A 19007-nucleotide genomic window follows, 5' to 3' on the forward strand; every position below is an offset into this window, starting at 1 on the left:
AAATGAAGATAGACCTCAATGAGATATGGGAATTTATGGAAATGGCGCCTGAGCCACTTCAAGCTAATCAAGGAAAAAGTTGGATCTATGAGCTAATTGCTGGTGATATTGTAATCCAAAATCTTTCTTCTCGTGACATTCAGAATTTAAAAAAAGAAGAAAACTACGACACGGAATTACTCCCATCTATATTCACATTTCGAGAAATACTATGGCAACCCAATGTCTATACACAACCCGCATTGTGTGTTCCGCAACTCAGTATTCTAAAAGTTTTTTGTGATGATTATGTCGAATCTCTCAAACAAAGCCAAAACGAAGAAGTCTGGCTCTACTTTGATTTGTTAAACGGGCTGAGTACCTACTGTAAAGAAGCCATCGATAGTATCAATAAAGCTGTTAAGACTGAAGACATTCGCATTCCCTCTATCCTAGGGGAGCTGAGGCGAAAATCTTTTCCGATTGTCAAGTTTTTCATCTTTCACCCTATGAATAGGCGTGACTATAAAACTGATGCACTCAACCGACTCAACTATGCTGTCAAAATCATGCTCACCCAGTACAACAACCATTACTACGATCTACGAGACCCCTACTGGAAAGTAACTATCGGCGACTCAGAAGACTTACTAAAAACGGACAAACACCTCATAGCATCAAATTCACCTTCTACAGAAGGCAAAGATGAGCTAGCACCCATTGATATTCAAAAAAACAACTTACACGAAAATTCGTGATTTCATCCTAGATCTGTGAGAATACAAAATAGCAAATACCGCTACCTCCTCTCCAACCTCGGCAAAGGATTGATCTGGCTAGTACTAATCCTAGCTCTCTTTCTGATCGCAAAGTACTATTTCCAAAGTGGGTATGACACGGTCATGCAACACCTATCAGACAAGCCCCTATTAGTCTTCAGTGCTTTCACACTATCTGAAGTTTTGTTTGGTATCATCCCGCCAGAACTATTCATGATATGGTCTCTACATCAGGGAGGAGTCATCCATTACATTCTTTTCACCATACTATTGGCAGGGATTTCATACACTGCCGGGATCATCGGTTACTTCTTTGGTAGGTTCTTCAGTACAACTCCTCTCTACAATAAACTCCTAACCAAAGCTGGTCCGCAGCTCAAACGGCAAGTCAAACGTTTCGGAGGGTTCATGATCGTCATCGCAGCAGCCACACCTGTACCCTACTCCGCCATCTGTATGATCGTCGGCGCAGCACATTTCAAACTCTCTCATTTTCTGTTATTTGGCATCAGTAGATTGCTCCGTTTCGGGGTTTACGCCTATGTTGTTTGGCAAGTAGACAAGATTTAACAGCTAATTAACGCCGCCCCTATCAGAAGTCAATTATTAGCCGTAACTTTGCGCCGAATTTCTAAGAAAAGAAAGAATGACTGAGATAAGGAATGTAGCAATTATTGCACACGTTGACCATGGCAAAACTACATTGGTTGATAAGATCATCTATGCTGCGCAAGCAAACGATGCTAAAAGATCACAGGACAACAATGACTTGATCCTGGACTCCAATGATCTTGAAAAAGAGCGTGGTATCACCATCCTCTCCAAGAACGTATCTGTAAACTACAAAGGAACGAAAATCAACATTATTGATACACCTGGTCACGCCGATTTCGGAGGTGAAGTAGAGCGTGTATTGAGTATGGCTGATGGTGTAATCCTATTGGTAGATGCGTTTGAAGGCGCTATGCCTCAAACTCGATTTGTATTGAGCAAAGCCTTAGGTATAGGCTTGAAACCAATCGTGGTAGTTAACAAAGTCGACAAAGAAAACTGTCGTCCTGACGAAGTACATGAGGAAGTTTTCGACCTTATGTTCAACCTCGAGGCAACTGAAGACCAATTAGACTTCCCTACGCTATACGGTTCGTCTAAAAACGGATGGATGAGTCATGACTGGAAAGATGAAACCGACAACTTGGAACCTCTCCTTGACACGATCCTAGAAACCATTCCTGCTCCAGAGAAAAAAGAAGGTGTATTAAGAATGAAAATCACTTCTCTGGACTTCTCTTCATTTACAGGGAGAATCGCCATTGGCAGAATCCACCAAGGCAGCATCAAAGTAGGCCAAAGCCTAGGGTTGACCAAATCTGATGGAACAGTCCAAAGAGTAAGAATTAAAGAACTACACATATTCGAAGGTCTCGGCAAAAGAAGTGTAGAGCAAGTAGAATGCGGTGACATCTGTGCAGTGACAGGTATCGAAAGCTTCGACATTGGTGATACGATTACAGATTTTGATAATCCAGAACCAATGGAAAGAGTAGGTGTAGATGAACCTACAATGAACATGCTCTTTACCATAAACAACTCTCCTTTCTTCGGTAAAGAAGGTAAATTCGTCACTTCTCGTCACTTGAGAGATCGTTTGATGAAAGAGACCGAGAAAAACCTTGCACTCAAGGTTCAGTCTACTGATAGTGAAGATAAATTCTTGGTTTATGGCCGTGGTGTACTTCACTTGTCTGTATTAATCGAGACCATGAGAAGAGAAGGATATGAGCTACAAGTAGGTCAGCCACAAGTAATCTACAAAGATGTCGACGGTCAGAAACACGAGCCAATCGAGCACTTGGTGATTGATGTACCAGAAGAAGTCTCTGGAAAAGCCATCGAACTAGTCACCAAGAGAAAAGGCGAAATGACCATCATGCAGCCTAAAGGTGATGTACAACACTTGGAATTCAATATCCCTGCACGTGGGTTGATCGGGTTGAGAAACCAAATTTTGACTGCTACAGCTGGTGAAGCAGTGATGACACACAGATTCAGTGGATACGAGCCTTTCAAAGGCGAAATTCCTGAGCGTCTCAACGGATCTTTGGTATCTATGGAGACTGGATCTGGTACTGCGTATTCTATTGACAAACTGCAGGACAGAGGTGTATTCTTCGTCGATCCAGGTGATGAACTATACATCGGCCAGGTGATCGGAGAACACTCTCGCTCAAATGACCTAGCAGTCAACGTCCAAAAAGGTAAGCAGTTGACTAACATGAGAAAATCTGGAACAGATGCCGGTATGAAAATCGCTCCTGCTAAGAAATTCTCTCTAGAAGAAGCACTAGAATACATCAACAAAGACGAATATGTGGAAGTAACACCACTATCTCTCCGAATGAGAAAAATTAATTTCAAGGCGTAAGCACTGAAATAAAAGATAAGGTCAAAAACGAAAAGGGCAACTCAGCAATGAGTTGTCTTTTTTTGTTTCTAACACACCGTTCTTTTTCACAACTTGTGACTAATTTCACAATTATTCGAATTCCCCTATAATTCTAAAAGTCTATACATGACGCTATTGAAAAAACTAACCCAACGATCCCACAAGCTACTCATGCTCACCTTGATGGGAATTTTGCTCCATGGCTGTACTCCTGCACTCGTCTCATGGACCAACCCTACCTACCTACCTCACGATTTCAAGAAAGTTATCGTCTTTGGGATGTTTCAACGACTGGACACTAGATTGGCATTCGAAGAAGCTGTAGTCGACGCACTGCTTGATCTTGGTTACCCCGCTGCTCACGGTATGACACTCATACCTCCTAGTTTCGAAATCACCTCTAATGAACACATGCAGCGAATTATTAAGAAGGAAAATTTCGATCTGGTCATCATGGCAAGTGCAGTGGATCAAAAAACAGAGACACAATACCACTCCAACTACAATGGCCCTTATGCTGGTGGTGCTTACGGTGGGTACGGTCCGTATGGATACGATATGTACAACTATTACAACTATCGCTATGGCTACAATGTTTACTATGGCGGCTATGGTTATGGCTGGCAAGACCCTGGCTACTATACAGAACAGACCCAATACCTCATCGAATGTCAGGTATATGATTTAGGAGAAAACACCAATCCAGACAATTCCATCATTTGGACTGGACAGTCTCAGCTTATAGAGTCTTCCAACATGAGAACACTCGCGGCGAGATACGCCAAAATCCTGCTCAAAGACTTAGAAAATAACAAAATCTTAAAATAATCAATCACAATCCCAATGAAGACAATAAAAACATATTTGCTCGTAGCGGTGATCCTACTGACCGCCAATACACTTTTCGCACAAGACAGATTATCTAAAATCGTAGAAAGTGGTGAACTCCGTGTCGGACTCACAGGTACTCAGCCTCCGTTCTCTATGAAAGCTAAAAATAATGAACTGATCGGTTTCGATGTAGACTTGGCTAATCTATTGGCAACTTCTATGGAGTTAAAATTAATTCTCGTAGAACTACCCTTTGCTGAGCTACTCCCAGGTTTGGCCAATGGTCAAGTAGATCTAGTCATCTCAGGCATGACCATTACACCAGCTAGAAACCTTAAAACTGCATTCGTTGGTCCTTATCTGATCTCAGGAAAATCTATCTTGACTAAATCAAAAGTATTGGCTAACGTGACCAATCCTCAGGACATCAACACCAACAGAAAAGTCGTAACCCTCAAGGGTTCGACAAGTCAGAAGTTCGCTGAGAAACACTTAACAGACGTAGATCTAGAGTTGGTAGACAACTACGATATCGCAATTGACAAAATCAGAAACGACGAGTCAGAAATCATGATTGCGGACTACCCGACGTGTGCGTACGCGATGCTGAAGTTCCCGAATGATGAACTGGTCATCCTGGACAGACCGATGACAATCGAGCCAATCGGTATCGCTTTGCCTAACGACGATGCGCTATTTGTCAACCTCGTGGACAACTACATCGAGTCACTAGAAGCTGCTGGCGTACTAGAAATGATGGAGCAAAAATGGTTTGAAAACCCATACTGGTTGGCTCAACTGAAATAACCAACTCAAGACTTTAGCCAAGGGGCTGTTTCGAAATGTCATCTCGAAACAGCCCCTTTTTATTTCAGCTCTTTTCCTCCCCACACTCCAGCCGAGTTTCTTACCTTTGATCCCCATCATTTCAAAACCCCAACTATGCCCTCTGTATTAGACAAAGCACAATCTATCCTCAAAGACACCTATGGTTACAAGGAATTTAGACCTTTGCAACGAGATGTTATTTCCTATGCGATAGATGGCAATGACTCACTAGTGATTATGCCCACAGGAGGAGGAAAATCAATGTGTTTCCAACTACCTGCACTTGCCCAAGAAGGTGCTTGTTTAGTCATATCCCCCTTAATCTCACTGATGCGCGACCAGGTCGAAGCACTCAAACAAAATGGTGTAGCTTCTGCCTATCTCAACAGTAGCTTGACTGGAAAAGAACAAAATATAATAGAAGAGCAATTCCTTTCAGGAGAGATCAAAATCCTCTACGTCTCCCCAGAGAAACTACTAACCCGAGACTTTTTCAATGTTCTCAAATCTGTCACCCTCAACCTCATCGCGGTGGACGAAGCGCACTGTATCTCTCAGTGGGGACATGATTTCCGTCCCGAGTACACCAAACTCGACTTCCTCAAAAAGCAGTTCCCTACCGTACCCATCATGGCACTGACCGCAACTGCCGACAAAGCTACCCGTACAGACATTGCCTCTCAATTGGGCATTCCACATGCCAAGACATTTTTAGCATCCTTTGATAGACCAAACCTAGACCTCACGGTTCGAGCTGCACAGGGTAGATTAGAATCCATCATCGGGATGATCAATCGTGCGCCTGACGAATCAGGCATCATTTACTGTCTCAGTAGAAAGAGCTGTGAGAAAGTAGCCGAGAAACTGCAAGCCAAAGGCATAGATGCAGACTTCTACCATGCGGGCATGCCCGCCGACGTACGCAACAAAACACAAGAGCGATTCATCCGAGACGACCTCAAAGTAGTCTGTGCTACGATTGCATTCGGAATGGGGATAGATAAATCCAACGTCCGCTGGGTGATCCACTACAACCTACCCAAAAACCTAGAAAGCTACTATCAAGAGATCGGTCGTGCGGGACGAGACGGGCTAGATTCCAAAACACTGTTATTCTTTAGTTATGCTGACGTGGTACAGCTCAAGCAATTCATGGAGGACAGTCCTCAGAAGGCGCTACTTGAGGCCAAGCTCCAGCGTATGCAGCAGTTCGCTGAGGCGACTACCTGCCGCAGGCGGGTACTACTGAGTTACTTTGGAGAACAGCTCGAAACAGACTGTGGCAACTGCGATGTATGTCGCAACCCTCCCGAATTCATGGACGGCACTATCCTCGCTCAGAAAGCTCTCTCTGCCAGTGCACGCACTCAAGAAAAAGTCGGTAGCCGACTACTCATAGACATCCTCCGTGGATCAGGTCGCCAAGAAATCTACCAGCTCGGATACCAAAACATCAAAACCTATGGAGTAGGCAAAGAGCATAGCTATTTCGATTGGCAGCATTTCATCGGGCAGTTCCTCAACCTCGGACTCTTCGAGATCGCCTTTGACAACCACAACATCCTCCGCATCACCGAACACGGCAAGAAAGCGCTACGTGGAGAGGTTCCAGTACAAATCACCAAACCAGAAAGTGTCAACGAACGAAACCAAAGGCTCACACCTGCCAAACCCCGAAAATCGGTTCAGCACTCCAACGAGCTATTTGATCGACTCAGAACACTGCGCAAAAAGATCGCTGAAGAGCAGCAAGTCCCAGCCTACGTGGTATTCAATGATGCGACACTCGAAGATATGGCTGCCAAGCGACCAAACAACGAAGACGAGATGCTAGAAATATCAGGAGTCGGCCAGCAGAAAGTAACCCAATACGGAGATAGATTCGTCCGTGAGATTATTGCCTTCGTGAAGGAAAAGGCCGAACAGGGAGAGAAAATTAAAGGCGCAACACACTTGATCACCTTCGAGTACCTCAAAGAAGGTCTCAATCCCGAAGAGATCGCTGAGAAACGAAAACTCAACATCATCACCATCTATTCGCACCTCGCCACACTCTACGAACAGGGACGTGACATCAACATCCGAAATTACATCAGTGAGGAAGAAGAATCCAAGATCTTAAAGGGCATAGAAGAAACTGGAGAAACCGAAAAACTCAAACCTCTCTTCGACCACTTCAAAGAAGAAATCCCCTACTACAAACTGAGACTAGCAATGGCGGTTCATAAGAAAAGACTTTAACTAGCTTTTAGATACTAGAACCTAGACAAGATCAGATGCCCCAGCCCCGTCAGTCACATACAGAAACAAACCTGACAGGACAGCCGAAACATCAAACCAACGGATCCCCGCCATTCTCTGAAGCGACGAAGGAGCTATCAGGGAATCCCCCACAGTAAGCACTACTCAAAACTCATACACGAATAACACAAAGGGTCTCTAATCTTGAGTATTGAGTCTTGGTTCACGAACCATAGTTCTATCCTTCCTTCAGTACATGCATCTGCAGGTCAAAGGGATCTAATGCCACAAGCAGTTCTTTGACGAAATTGGGGTTGTTGATATAGAAGTTGAGGAAGTTGTCATGACGCTCTTGTAGACCTCCTCTTGGGAAGAGCTTTTCCTTGACGGAAGCTATCTGATTGAGTTCGGTCTCGTGTTTGCGCTCTTCAGATTTTTTGAGGCGCTTACCAATGTTATCGATGCTCTTCACGGCCTTCGTATGTTCAGCAGAGATGAAACCTTTGAGCGAACCATCGATGACCTCCGCCTTCTCGATCAACTGCTCAAACACCGCCTCTAGGTCTCTGTACTCTCCATTAAGCGTCACTTCGTCACTACCATGCGTTGTTACATACTGCGCCTGCAACTCATCTATCGACTGAAACAACTGCTCGTCCGACCAACCAAACTTCGCTAATTTCTTCTGTGATGCCCCATTGATATAGAGTGCAAAATTCCTTGGGAGTAAAATAGGGAAGGTGACCTCATGTTTTTCGAAAACCTTACCCAGCTGAAGCCAATAGATCACCTCCGCAGGACCACCCACATAAGCCAGGTTAGGCAAGATCACCTCTTGATACAGAGGACGCATCACTACGTTGGGACTGAATTTTTCGGGATTGGAATCTAGAAGAGCGAGTATTTCTGTCTCCGAAAATGACAGCTCAGTATTGTTAACGAGATACTGACCATCCTCTTTGACAATACGCTCTCGTACCCCATCATCGAGATAAAAGAAGTTGATTTCTCGTGGAAATATCTGCGTTTTGTATCCCAACTGGGCCAACTCATCGTTAGTCTGCTCTACTAGTGTATTTGCCGAATGGTGGAGCAAATCATCCTTGATCATGGGCGAAAAGAGTTTTTTGAGCCTGTCATCATCGGCATCTAAGACAACCAATCCGTCTTCACCGAACAAGTCGTTAACATAACAACGAACGGCATCTGCGAGGTTGCCATGATCCCGATAGGCCTGCTCAAACAACGCCACCTTCTCCGGTAGCTCCTCCAGTAGTCCTGTCAAACTTTCAGTAGACAGGCGCCCCACTCCTCCTTGACCCGGACACTCCCATTGGTACTTTTTACCGAATAGGTGGAAATAAGAAATTTCATCAAAATCATGATCCTCAGAGGCCATCCAATAGACAGGTACAAAATTACTATCTGGATATTTGACCTTCAACTCACGACAGGCATTGACTACCGTAGCGATCTTGTAGATAAAATATAGTGGACCCGTAAAGATATTGAGCTGATGACCTGTCGTGACGGTGTAGGTATTGGGCAGTGCCAGATCGGTCAAGTTACCCGCCAGGGTAGGCGCCACTTCGTACCCCTCATACTGATCTTCGAGCACTTCGCAGAGCACTTTTCGGTTTAGGTTCGAAAACGACTTTCTATCAATCTGCTCACCAAAAGCATCAATCTCTGGACGCAAACCATAAAATGGAGCCAGCTCCTGCTTGTTCGACAAATAATCTATAAAAAACTGAGAAAACGACTGAGTGTCCTTGAGAGCTACCTTGTTGACTTGCATGTATCTTGATTGTATTATATGATGTTAGCTTGTACGAGATGATCCAAAATTGGATGCTTAAAATTGAACAAAGAAACTGACAATACTCTCCAAAACCGCATCAGATCATAAAACCACCCGCCATCGCTGAAGTGACAGAAGAGCTATCAGGGAATCTCCAGCCCCTCCTACAGTCTAGCCTTACAGACACGAATCAGTCGGTATTTCTGAGAATAAAAATCAATATTCGATATTGAGCATTCGGCATTCATTATTCCAATCCTTTAAATATTACCTCAAAGACTCATATTAGGTGATTATCTTATAAAATAAACAATAACGAATTTCGAACAATGAATCTTAAATAACACAGTGATCTACTACCTCTCCCCCAGAAATACAGATTGATCCAACAAAAGGAGAGGCAGACCCAATACCTCGGACATAAAAAAAGCAGTAACATTTTTCAACGTTACTGCTTTCGTGGGTGGAAGACCGGGCTCGAACCGGCGACCCTTGGTACCACAAACCAATACTCTAACCAACTGAGCTACATCCACCGTATGTTTCCCGTTTTCGGGAGTGCAAAAATAGAAAAGAGATAGCCACTTTTCCAAAACAAAATTCTGATTTATTTTCTATCAAACAAAAGTCTTTTTCCTAACTGCGATTCATCGAATGCGCCCTCCTGATAGGCGAGATGCCCAGAGACGAAAGTATGCGTGATTTTAGATCTTAACTTTTGCCCTTCGAATGGACTCCAGCCACATTTGGACAACACATTACCCTTGTTGACGACCCAGTGATCTGTGGTATCGACAAGTACCAAGTCTGCATAGTATCCCTCTCTGATATATCCACGCTTTTCGATCTCGAATAGTATCGCAGGATTATGGCTCATCTTTTCGACGATCCGCTCGATGGATATCTTTCCATTCAGGTAATGTTCCATCATCGCAGGCAGTGCGTGCTGCACTAGAGGCCCTCCCGATGGGCAGTTGAGGTAGCCGTTGTTCTTCTCCTCCATCGTGTGTGGTGCATGATCAGTCGCGATCACGTCAATCTTATCATCCAGCATCGCTTGAAAAACCATATCGCGATCATAAGCCGTTTTCACCGCAGGATTCCATTTGATATTCCCACCCTTAGTCACATAGTCCTCATCACTAAACCACATGTGGTGGATACATGCCTCTGAAGTCACTAATTTATCTTTGAGCGGGACACTGTTATCAAACAGCTCGGTCTCCTTACCCGTAGAGATATGCAAGACATGAAATTTAGTTCCGTTCTTCTTAGCCAGTGCCACCGCCTTCGATGAAGAAATATAACAAGCATCCTCACTACGAATCAACGGATGCGCAGTAAATGGTATATCATCTCCGTAACGCTCCTTATAGATTTCCATGTTTTTGCGAATCGTCCCTTCGTCCTCACAGTGTGCTGCGACGAGCATCTCCGCTCTAGAAAAAAGATTATTAAGTGTCTCCTCGTCATCCACTAGCATATTGCCCGTCGACGACCCCATAAAAACCTTAATCCCGCAAACATCTCTTCGGTTCGTCTTCAACACTTCCTCTAGGTTATCATTAGACGCTCCCATAAAGAATGAATAATTCGCCAGTGACTTCTCTGCACCTATGTCATATTTGTCCTGAAGCAGCTCCTGCGTCAGCGTATTCGGTACGGTATTGGGCATCTCCATAAATGAAGTAATCCCACCTGCTACCGCTGCTCGACTCTCGGTATAAATCTCCGCCTTGTGTGTCAAACCTGGCTCCCTAAAATGCACCTGATCATCAATCACACCAGGTAGCAAAAACTTGCCTTCTGCATCGATGACAGTAGCAGTATCATGACTAAGGTCATAGCCTATCTTTTCTATCATCTGATCTTTGATCAAAACATCGTGCGCCAACATCGTACCTTCGTTGACCAACTTTGCATTCTTAATAAGGGTGTACTTTGACATAGTTTATCTTTTCATGTTCGAAATAGCTAAGTCTGACCGAAAATATGAAAGAATCTGCATCCTATTCAATTTTAACGCTCAGCGATTAACAATTTCATCCGTAAATTGCACCACAAAAGTAACGGGATCAGGCCTCTAAAATATTATCCATGTCCAATAACATTGAAAGTTTTTCGGAACTAAAACTCAACAAGCAGATCCAAAATGCAATCCAAGAAGCTGGATATATCGCCCCTACGCCTATTCAGCAGCAAGCGATCCCACTCATCCAAGCAGGCCATGACCTGATGGGGATAGCCCAAACAGGGACTGGAAAGACAGCCGCATTTGTCCTACCTCTCCTGATGAAACTAAAATATGCACAGGGAACTAATCCGCGTGCGCTTATCCTAGCACCTACCCGAGAACTCGCGATACAAATCGAAGAAAATGTCAAACGATATGCCACCTACCTAGACATTCGGCATACAGCTATCTATGGTGGCTCAGGAATGAAAGTGCAGATAGAGGCATTCGAAAATGGTATGGATCTAGTTGTAGCTACTCCAGGGCGATTCATGGACATGTACAAAAAACAAATCTTCGGTACACGAGAAATCAAAACACTCATCATCGACGAGGCAGACAAAATGATGGACATGGGATTCATGCCGCAGATACGCCAGATTTTAGAAATCATCCCTGTCAAGCGACAGAACCTACTCTTCTCCGCGACCATGCCCGAAAGCGTCATGATACTCTCCGAAGAATTCTTAGAATTCCCAGAGAAAATAGAAGTCACGCCACAAGCGTCCACAGTGGACACCATAGACCAAGTGCTCTACCATGTCCCAAACTTCAAAACCAAGATCAACATTCTCGACCATCTACTGGAGAATGAGGCATTTAGTAGGGTGATCATTTTTGTCAAAACCAAAGCAAACGCCGACAACATCTTTAAGTTCATTGATCGGAAAATCACTAAATCCGTCAAAGTCATCCATGGCAATAAGGCGCAAAACACCCGAATGAACTCGATAGATTCGTTCAAAGAAGGAGAAACTAGAATCCTCGTTGCTACTGATGTAGCTGCTCGGGGGCTCGACGTGTCACTCGTGTCCCATGTCATCAATTTTGATGTCCCGCTGATCTACGAAGACTATGTCCATCGGATAGGTCGTACAGGCCGTGCGACCAACAAGGGGATCGCCATCACATTCAGCAACCAAGCCGAACAGTACCATATCAAAAAAATTGAAAAACTCATCAATCGTACCATAGCAGTAAGCGACATCCCTGAAGAGGTCGAAGTAGAGAAGACTCCATTTGTAGAAAACCAAGAGATGCTGCGAGAACTAGACTTCCTCAAAAAGAAAGAAGACCCTGATTACAAGGGGGCTTTCCATGACAAAAAGAAAAAAAACACAAGATTCGATAAAAAGCGCCCAAAGCGAAAATAGTGTTCGTCTATAAATACATTCCGTTCATCGAAAATACCCATACCTTCATCCAAATCACAAGCATTGATAAGGCTAAAGCCCTTATAATTGTGACAGAAAGATGGATTAATAGTCTTTCTTTCCATAGCTGGTTGAAAAGATCTTGTGGGGAGTTAGGTACAACGGTATCTAATCCCACAAGTATCGATTTACTCTCCTCCTCAACCGCTCCATTCTAACACTTTTTTTCTCATTGGATTCTTTACAAATAGGTAAACCTACGTCTACTTATTAGGGTTTTTCAACCTAAATTTGCGCCCATTACATTTTTCTGGATTTTCATAAAGCACCATACCCAAAATGATCGCAAATTTAAACGAGAGAACCCACTTCGAAAACCGACATAACGCACCGTCTCAAACTGACATAGACACTATGCTCCAAACCATCGGAGTAGACTCTTTGGGTCACCTGATCGACGAAACAGTTCCACAAAACATCCGCAGAAAAGGAAAACTAAACCTCCCAACTGCACTAGACGAGTTCAGCTATTTCCACGCGATGAAGGAAACAGCGAATCAGAACAAAGTCTTCAAATCATTTATAGGGATGGGCTATTACGGGTGTGTCACGCCAGCAGTAATCCAGCGAAACATTCTAGAAAACCCAGGGTGGTACACCGCCTACACACCCTACCAAGCAGAAATTGCACAAGGCAGGTTAGAAGCTCTGATCAATTTTCAAACTACCGTCAGTGATCTGACTGGAATGGAAATTGCCAATGCGTCCTTGCTCGACGAAGGTACTGCCGCTGCAGAAGCGATGACCATGTTGTTTGCACTCCGCAAAAAAGAAAAAAAATCTGCTACAAAATACTTCGTCGATCAAAACGTACTCCCACAGACACTAGACGTGCTGAAGACTCGTGCGACTCCTCTGAATATCGAATTAGAGATCGGGGACTACACAAAAGCTGACCTATCTGCTCCAGCATACTTTGGTGTCATGGTACAGTACCCTAATGCACAAGGAAACGTACAGGACTACACAACGCTCTTTGCAAAAGCCAAAGAAAACCAAGTCAAAATAGTCGCAGCAGCAGATTTACTCAGTCTAACACTACTCACTCCTCCGGGCGAATGGGGTGCTGATGTAGTAGTAGGTACTACGCAACGATTTGGAGTCCCTATGTCATTCGGGGGACCACATGCTGCGTTCTTCGCTACCAAAGAGGAAAACAAGCGCTCGCTACCTGGTCGTATCATTGGTGTGTCTGTCGATCGCCATGGCAAGAAAGCCTACAGGATGGCCCTCCAAACCCGCGAACAACACATCCGTCGAGAGAAGGCCACTTCTAACATCTGTACCGCTCAAGTACTTTTAGGTGTCATGGCAGGTGCTTATGCAGTATATCATGGCCCTGAAGGACTAGAAAGAATTGCCAAGCGCGTACATGGACTAGCTAAACTTGCTGACAAGTACATCCAAAAACTAGGATTCAAGCAAAACAACGACACGTTCTTTGACACGCTAGATCTCGAAGTGGATCCAGGCCTAATTGAGAAAATCAAAATTGAGGCAGAAGCAAAAAAAATAAATTTCAACTACTTTATCGAGAATCACATCCTCATCGCCTTTGACGAGACACATACGCTGAGCGACCTACTCGATATCATTTCCGTATTCCAGAAATACAGTGAAGTGATTGTAGACACTGATCAAGTCACTACCGCTGCAGATGCTGTCACAATAGCATTTGACTCAGTATTCCAACGTGAGTCGGCTTATCTGACGCATGAAGTATTCCATAAGCATCGCTCAGAACACGAAATGCTCAGGTATCTGAAATATCTGGAAAATAAAGATCTATCACTAGCACACTCCATGATTTCACTCGGATCATGTACCATGAAACTCAATGCCACCTCGGAGATGATTCCGATTACTTGGCCAGAGTTTGCGATGATCCATCCATTTGCACCAGCATTTCAGACGCGTGGATACATGCATATCATCGAAGACCTCACCAAATGGCTCTCAGAAATTACAGATTTCCACACGGTTTCATTGCAACCTAACTCTGGAGCTCAAGGTGAGTATGCGGGTCTACTCGTGATCCGCGCCTACCAAGAGTCAATAGGTCAAGCACACCGAAACGTCACCATCATCCCATCATCGGCACACGGCACCAACCCTGCTAGTGCGGTCATGGCTGGCAACAAAGTTGTCATCGTACAATGTGATGCTCAGGGAAACATAGATGTAGCTGACTTGAAGACAAAAGCCGAAGAACACAAAGACAATTTATCCTCACTCATGATTACTTATCCTTCTACGCATGGCGTATTCGAAGAGAGTGTTACTGAGATTTGCGATATCATCCACCAAAACGGAGGACAAGTCTACATGGATGGCGCTAACATGAATGCTCAAGTAGGACTGACCAGCCCAGGTATTATTGGTGCTGACGTCTGTCACTTAAACCTTCACAAGACATTTGCAATCCCTCATGGTGGTGGTGGCCCAGGTATCGGCCCTATAGGTGTCGCAGAGCACCTTGCTCCATTTCTACCAGGCAACCCACTCATCCAAGTAGCAGAAGACGAAGCGATCACAGCAATTTCTAGTGCTCCATTCGGTAGTGCTGGCGTACTCGCCATCTCCTACGCTTATATCGCGATGATGGGACCAGAAGGACTAGAAAACGCCACCAAACTCGCTATTCTCAACGCCAACTACATCAAAGCAAGGTTGGAAACCGAGTTCAACATCCTATATAGTGGCAAGAATGGTAGATGCGCACACGAAATGATCGTAGACTGCAGATCCTTCAAAGAATCCGGCATTGAAGTAGAAGATATCGCTAAACGTCTAATGGATTATGGGTTTCATGCCCCTACAGTTTCTTTCCCAGTAGCAGGGACATTGATGATAGAACCTACAGAAAGTGAATCGAAGGAAGAGCTGGACAGATTCTGTGATGCGCTATTAAGCATACGCGAAGAAATTCGTCAGATAGAAATAGGTCAAGCAGACAAGGAAGACAACGTCCTAAAAAATGCTCCGCACACGGCGGATCATTCTTTGAGCGATGATTGGGATCACGCATATTCAAGAGGCGAAGCAGTCTACCCTATTGCTTATCTAAGAAATAATAAATTTTGGCCATCGGTTGGTCGTGTAGACAATGCCTACGGAGACCGAAACCTCTATTGCAGCTGCATCCCAACAGAAGCCTACTCGTAATCGGTGAGAAAATAAGCAACTAAAACAAGTAAAATTTCATTCCGTATACATATATGGAATGAAATTTGCCTGTTTAGTTCCTATTAAGTCAACCTTTGATTCATGAAGAAAAACTACTTACTCATCCTATTTCTTTTCACGCTTTCTTTTGCTCCCATAGCACAAGACTTAGTTGACAATAAGGAAAATGCCCTAGACTACTCTAGGAGCGTAGAAAAGCGTATCAATTACAACAAGAGCCTATCTCCCGACAAACTTGATTACAACCTTGAACCACTTGAAGATGGGAAGTTTAAATTGATCTTCGTTAACCGACCGTCAGACTATGTCAACATCAAAATCTATGACATCATCGGCAATTTGGTTTTGACTGAAGAAAAAAAATACATGATTGGTTCTGAAATAGAATACAACTTCAATAAGAACAACACCAAAATCTACGTAGTAAAAGTAGAATCAGGAGAAGAGAACGTCATCAAGCGCGTCAACCTTTAATATCCCACATTTCTTTCAATCCCTCCCTTCCACAAATTTTCTTTGTGTAAATTATGTCCGATTTTGAGACACTTCTTTGTACGAAATAGGGCAGTTCCTCGTTTAAGAACGCGTCAAAACTCCCTCTATTCCGTTCAGGAAAACTTTCTCATCTTTGGCACAAATACTGAATATCTATTTGACAAATAAAATCTACAATGGACAAAGAGCTTGGAAAAATACTGATCATAGACGATGACGAAGATGTGTTGTTTGCAGCCAAGATGCTGCTCAAAAAATATGCGCAAGAGGTCATTATAGAAAAGAACCCAAAAAAGATTCCTTTCCTACTCAACAATGACACCTACGATGTGATCATGTTGGATATGAATTTCAGCAAGGACATCACCAGTGGAAAAGAAGGTTTTTACTGGCTTGACCAGATACTAGAGCGTGACCCACAAGCTGTAGTCATTCTCATAACAGCTTTTGGAGATGTCGAGATGGCCGTCAAAGCACTCAAAGAAGGTGCTACCGACTTTGTACTAAAACCATGGCAAAACGAAAAATTGCTAGCGACATTATCGTCCGCCATTAAGCTCAAAAAATCCTACAAAGAAGTAGATCAACTCAAGACTGCAAAAAAACAACTGGAAGAAGAAATCAACCAGCCGTTTAAAGAAATCATTGGAGAGAGTGAAGCCATTAAAAGCGTATTTAGGTTGATTGATAAAGTAGCCGAGACAGATGCCAACATACTCATACTAGGAGAGAACGGGACAGGGAAAGAGCTCATATCACGTGCTGTACATATGAAGTCCATGCGCAAAGACAACGTATTCGTGGGGGTCGACATGGGAGCTATCACGGAAACATTATTCGAAAGTGAATTATTCGGACACAAAAAAGGGGCGTTTACAGATGCCAAAGATGACCGAAAAGGTCGATTCGAAATAGCCCACAAAGGCACATTGTTCTTAGATGAAATTGGCAACCTAGGCATGCCACTTCAGTCCAAACTACTCACTGCCATACAAAACAGACAGGTCACACCTATTGGATCAAACAAAATACAAAATATCGATATTCGACTGATTTGTGCTACCAATATGCCCCTGTACGAAATGGTAGAAGATTCAAGCTTTAGACAAGATCTACTTTACCGAATCAATACCGTCGAGATCAAGTTACCCGCGCTGCGCGAACGCATAGAGGACATCCCGCTACTTGCTGAGCATTTCATCAAAGTCTACAGCAAGAAATACAGAAAGAATGGCAAAAAGATCTCGTCCGCGGCATTAAAGAAACTCCAAAAGTATCACTGGCCAGGCAATATCCGTGAACTTCAGCACGCCATAGAGCGGGCGGTGATTATGAGTGACGAAAACAGCATGGTGCCTGAGGATTTCTTTTTTCTCAATTATAAAACAGAAAGTGATGGTATCAACTTAGAAGAAACATTTAACCTAGATGAAGTAGAACGCAACATCATTCAAAAAGCAATCGATAGAAATCAAGGTAATATCTCTAGAGCAGCCAAAGAACTAGGTCTAACGCGTGCTTCTTTATACAGAAGACTAGAAAAACATGGACTTTAACAACAACTTTAGGTTCACTATAGGGGTCAGAGTTGGTCTAGTCCTGTTGACCTGTATTTTTTTGGTCAACTCATTTTATACTGACTCTTACACCCTTACCAAGCTGCTATTACTCATTGCTCTGGTAGTCCAAGGGTATTCTCTGGCAAAGTATCTAGACAAGTCTAATATTGAGTTTACCAATTTTCTCAACTCCATCAAGTATGATGATTTTACTCAAACCTACTCCACCAAACGGACTGGCACCTCTCAAGACGAACTCTATGAACGTTTCAATATGGTCATCCAGAAGTTCCGAGAGATCAGAGCCGAAAAAGAGGCACAATACCAATACCTACGTACAATAGTCCAGCACGTAGGGATCGGCATCATCACCTTCAACAAAGCAGGTCAGATCCAAATCATCAACGCAGCAGCAAAATCCCTATTAGACATCAGCCAGATCAAAAGCATAGATGACCTGTCTGACCTGAATCCAGAACTCGTCAATAGTCTAAAAGATCTCCAAACTGGAGGCAGAGATTTAATCAAAATTGACAGAAAAGGAGAAGAGATTCAACTATCAGTCTACGCCATACAACTGGTGCGTAGAGAAGAGGAATTTAAATTAGTCTCGATTCAGAACATTAAAAGTGAACTGGATGAGAAAGAAATGGATGCTTGGCAAAACCTTGTAAATGTACTGACCCATGAAATCATGAACTCGGTCACGCCGATTTCCTCCTTAGCAGCTACGGTCGAATCAAATCTGGCGGATGTGATCGACGAAGAGTTTAACGTCAAAAACATATCAAAAGATGACATTGAAGACTTTCACATGGCTGTACATACGATTCATCGACGTAGCGAAAGCCTCATTAAATTCGTGAGTGATTTCAGAAACTTAACCCGAATTCCAATCCCAAAGAAATCTACGATCTGCCTCGAAGAATTGTTTACAGGAATACTGACCCTACTCAAACATGACATTCAAGAACAACAAATAGAAGTAACAACCCAAATCCAACCCACAGACATCTGCATCAACGCGGATCAAGAACAGATCGAACAGGTCCTAATTAACTTGCTAAAAAATGCCATCCAAGCCCTAGAAGAAAATCCCGAAGAACATAAAAACAAGAAGCTAAAGATAGAAGCAGGTTTTGATGAGTTCCGGCGCGTCTACATTCATATCAAGGACAATGGTAGTGGGATAGACGAAGAGGCCGTGAAAAAAATTTTTATCCCCTTTTTCACTACAAAAAAGTCTGGATCTGGTATTGGTCTCAGTCTATCCAAACAAATCATGCGCAAACACAACGGCAACATATCCGTCAGCAGTACCATCGATGTGGGTACCACATTTACTTTGGTATTCAATGAATAGACCGATTGATTCATTTAGGTTCATCGTATATTAGCTATCATAATCGAACCCT

Annotated in this window: 13 protein-coding genes and 1 tRNA gene; 11 read left to right on the top strand and 3 right to left on the bottom strand. The window is 43.5% G+C overall.

All coding sequences use genetic code 11. The annotated features are described in order from the left end of the window. The first annotated feature begins 2 nt into the window (after positions 1-2). From BUB99_RS12235 to recQ, 6 genes are all read left to right on the top strand, one after another. Complete coding sequence (locus BUB99_RS12235) at positions 3-737, top strand: hypothetical protein (RefSeq protein ID WP_073122805.1); 735 nt, start codon at positions 3-5, stop codon at positions 735-737. A gap of 15 nt (positions 738-752) precedes the next feature. Beyond that, a complete protein-coding gene (locus tag BUB99_RS12240) occupies positions 753-1328 on the top strand; it encodes a YqaA family protein (RefSeq protein ID WP_073122806.1) in 576 nt (191 codons plus the stop codon). Positions 1329-1404: 76 nt separating this feature from the next. Continuing rightward, on the top strand, positions 1405-3183 hold the full coding sequence (gene typA, locus BUB99_RS12245) for a translational GTPase TypA (RefSeq protein ID WP_073122807.1): 1779 nt from the start codon (positions 1405-1407) through the stop codon (positions 3181-3183). 147 nt (positions 3184-3330) lie between these two features. Continuing rightward, entirely contained in the window at positions 3331-4032 is a 702-nt protein-coding gene (locus BUB99_RS12250; RefSeq protein ID WP_139280995.1) for a hypothetical protein, read from the top strand. Positions 4033-4047: 15 nt separating this feature from the next. After that, complete coding sequence (locus BUB99_RS12255) at positions 4048-4842, top strand: transporter substrate-binding domain-containing protein (protein ID WP_073122809.1); 795 nt, start codon at positions 4048-4050, stop codon at positions 4840-4842. A gap of 135 nt (positions 4843-4977) precedes the next feature. Beyond that, positions 4978-7104, top strand: coding sequence for a DNA helicase RecQ (gene recQ, locus BUB99_RS12260; protein WP_073122810.1), 2127 nt, complete (start codon positions 4978-4980; stop codon positions 7102-7104). Positions 7105-7342: 238 nt separating this feature from the next. On the opposite strand, the gene bshC is transcribed toward recQ, so the two are convergent. The 3 genes from bshC to BUB99_RS12275 form a co-directional block, all read right to left on the bottom strand. Beyond that, positions 7343-8902, bottom strand: a complete 1560-nt coding sequence (gene bshC / locus BUB99_RS12265; RefSeq protein WP_073122811.1) for a bacillithiol biosynthesis cysteine-adding enzyme BshC — start codon at positions 8900-8902, stop codon at positions 7343-7345. 464 nt (positions 8903-9366) lie between these two features. Beyond that, a tRNA-His gene (locus tag BUB99_RS12270) sits at positions 9367-9442 on the bottom strand. 70 nt (positions 9443-9512) lie between these two features. After that, complete coding sequence (locus tag BUB99_RS12275) at positions 9513-10853, bottom strand: dihydroorotase (protein ID WP_073122812.1); 1341 nt, start codon at positions 10851-10853, stop codon at positions 9513-9515. Between the two features lie 149 nt (positions 10854-11002). Here BUB99_RS12275 and BUB99_RS12280 point away from each other — a divergent pair, with 149 nt between their 5' ends. The 5 genes from BUB99_RS12280 (at position 11003) to BUB99_RS12300 (ending at position 18955) form a co-directional block, all read left to right on the top strand. After that, positions 11003-12292 (top strand): DEAD/DEAH box helicase, encoded by a 1290-nt coding sequence (locus tag BUB99_RS12280; protein WP_073122813.1) that lies wholly within the window; start codon positions 11003-11005, stop codon positions 12290-12292. Positions 12293-12631: 339 nt separating this feature from the next. Next, complete coding sequence (gene gcvP / locus BUB99_RS12285) at positions 12632-15517, top strand: aminomethyl-transferring glycine dehydrogenase (RefSeq protein WP_073122814.1); 2886 nt, start codon at positions 12632-12634, stop codon at positions 15515-15517. A 102-nt stretch (positions 15518-15619) separates the two neighbouring features. Next, on the top strand, positions 15620-16012 hold the full coding sequence (locus tag BUB99_RS12290) for a T9SS type A sorting domain-containing protein (protein ID WP_073122815.1): 393 nt from the start codon (positions 15620-15622) through the stop codon (positions 16010-16012). A 197-nt stretch (positions 16013-16209) separates the two neighbouring features. Continuing rightward, entirely contained in the window at positions 16210-17589 is a 1380-nt protein-coding gene (locus BUB99_RS12295; protein ID WP_073122816.1) for a sigma-54-dependent transcriptional regulator, read from the top strand. After that, the gene (locus BUB99_RS12300; RefSeq protein WP_073122817.1) at positions 17579-18955 is read left to right on the top strand and encodes a sensor histidine kinase; all 1377 of its coding nucleotides are present in this window, start codon (positions 17579-17581) and stop codon (positions 18953-18955) included. Before BUB99_RS12295 ends, BUB99_RS12300 begins: the two co-directional genes overlap by 11 nt. Positions 18956-19007: the final 52 nt, after the last annotated feature.

The organism is Reichenbachiella agariperforans (genome assembly GCF_900142205.1).
GTDB lineage: Bacteria > Bacteroidota > Bacteroidia > Cytophagales > Cyclobacteriaceae > Reichenbachiella > Reichenbachiella agariperforans.

Coding starts and splice junctions, on each gene's coding strand:
- typA (WP_073122807.1), top strand. CDS start 1,405: ATGACTGAGATAAGGAATGTAGCAATTATTGCACACGTTGACCATGGC.
- BUB99_RS12280 (WP_073122813.1), top strand. CDS start 11,003: ATGTCCAATAACATTGAAAGTTTTTCGGAACTAAAACTCAACAAGCAG.
- BUB99_RS12235 (WP_073122805.1), top strand. CDS start 3: ATGAAGATAGACCTCAATGAGATATGGGAATTTATGGAAATGGCGCCT.
- bshC (WP_073122811.1), bottom strand. CDS start 8,902: ATGCAAGTCAACAAGGTAGCTCTCAAGGACACTCAGTCGTTTTCTCAG.
- BUB99_RS12275 (WP_073122812.1), bottom strand. CDS start 10,853: ATGTCAAAGTACACCCTTATTAAGAATGCAAAGTTGGTCAACGAAGGT.
- BUB99_RS12255 (WP_073122809.1), top strand. CDS start 4,048: ATGAAGACAATAAAAACATATTTGCTCGTAGCGGTGATCCTACTGACC.
- BUB99_RS12295 (WP_073122816.1), top strand. CDS start 16,210: ATGGACAAAGAGCTTGGAAAAATACTGATCATAGACGATGACGAAGAT.
- gcvP (WP_073122814.1), top strand. CDS start 12,632: ATGATCGCAAATTTAAACGAGAGAACCCACTTCGAAAACCGACATAAC.
- BUB99_RS12250 (WP_139280995.1), top strand. CDS start 3,331: ATGACGCTATTGAAAAAACTAACCCAACGATCCCACAAGCTACTCATG.
- BUB99_RS12290 (WP_073122815.1), top strand. CDS start 15,620: ATGAAGAAAAACTACTTACTCATCCTATTTCTTTTCACGCTTTCTTTT.
- recQ (WP_073122810.1), top strand. CDS start 4,978: ATGCCCTCTGTATTAGACAAAGCACAATCTATCCTCAAAGACACCTAT.
- BUB99_RS12300 (WP_073122817.1), top strand. CDS start 17,579: ATGGACTTTAACAACAACTTTAGGTTCACTATAGGGGTCAGAGTTGGT.